The organism is Rhizobium sp. M1, from assembly GCF_002531805.1.
GTDB classification, from domain to species: Bacteria; Pseudomonadota; Alphaproteobacteria; order Rhizobiales; family Rhizobiaceae; genus Rhizobium; species Rhizobium etli_C.
In genome coordinates, this window is the sequence record NZ_NWSW01000105.1 from 1 (window position 1) to 1,411 (window position 1,411).

Below are 1,411 nucleotides of genomic sequence, written 5' to 3' on the forward strand. Positions count from 1 at the left end.
CGTCGCCGCGAAGACTGCCGTCCCTGCCCTTGGAAACAGATCGACCGATTGCCTCTCTGCGCGCGTCCGTCCAATCGGCAACGATGCGATCGACGATCTCGCCGCGCGTCTGCGCCTCGACCACATGACCATGCCCAGCATAGGCGTCGAGGCCCTTGTCGATTTCGCCGCGCGCAAACAGACGCGAGGCATCGCGCGCCCATTCGTGGCGCTGGCGGCGCACGCCGGCAAGCTCAGCGAAACCGATGCGTTCGCTGATCGCCCGGAACGCCGCGCCCGCCTGGATCGGCTGCAGCTGCATCGCATCGCCGACCAGCACGACCTTCGCCTCCGCCTGCTCGACGATGTCAAGCACGCGGGCCATCTGCTGCGACGACACCATGCCGGCCTCGTCGATCACCACCACGTCGCCGCGGTGCAGCGTGTCGCGGCCATTGGCCCACGTCAGTTCCCAAGAGGCGAGTGTGCGCGACCGGATGCCGGAACTGTCTTCGAGACCTTCTGCCGCCTTGCCGGCAAGGGCGGCACCGATCACCCGGCGGCCTTGGCTTGCCCAGGCAACACGCGCGGCAGCAAGCAGCGTCGATTTGCCGGCGCCGGCAAGGCCGACGATAGCAGCGATGCCATCATCGCCGGTGACATGACGGATAGCATCGACCTGTTCCGGATCGAGCCGGAAGCGCTTTTGCGGATCCAACGTCTCGATGCTTTCGATCGCCGCTTTCACATGCCGCTCGGAAACGCCGAAGCCGCGACGTTCCGACAAAACCCGCGCCGACTGCGCCATCTCATATTCGATGCGCAGCATACCCCGCGTGGTGAACACCGCCGGTTCGGAGGCCTTGCCCGTCTCCGTGTCGATCTCCTGCGGCTTCAGCAGGACGAGTTCGTTCGACGCCATCAGCCGCGCCCGGATATTGGCGAAGTCGGAGGGATCGTCGACATAACGATGCAGCGCCTTGGCGATGTCGCGTTCGTCGAAGGTGGAGCGTTCGTTGACGAGCTGCGTCAACAGAAGCTCGGGCTCGGCAAGCAGCCGGTCGGCCATTTCCTGGCGCCGCGCAAGATCGGCCGGCGCGAAGTAGAGTTCCCTGCCCTTCCTTGCCAGCGCCGCCTTCTCCGGTCCGAGATGCTTCTGCGCGATGCCGTCCAAGCCCTGTTCGGCATAGGAACGCCCGTCGAGCCGGATCTCGTGGCCGGCAAGCGCCAGGTGCCGATTGGCGGTCTCGGCCCAGGCGATCTTCCAGGCTTTCAGGGTTTCCTTGTCGCCGGCCCAGACCTTATAGACGATCTTCCCGTTCGGCCAGTTCGGCGTGACGACACGCAACGGTTCGCCATTTTCTGCCAAAATTGGAGTGCCTTTCGGGCCGAACCCCTCCTCGGTCAGCGGCCGCAGCGTCGTCATCAGGTG

General features: G+C 65.3%; 1 protein-coding gene. It reads right to left on the reverse strand.

Annotation, left to right across the window (positions count from 1 at the left end; genetic code table 11):
- Nucleotides 1-1,411 (reverse strand): Ti-type conjugative transfer relaxase TraA (gene traA, locus CO655_RS33110; RefSeq protein ID WP_097667972.1); only part of this gene is annotated, 1,411 nt, incomplete at both ends.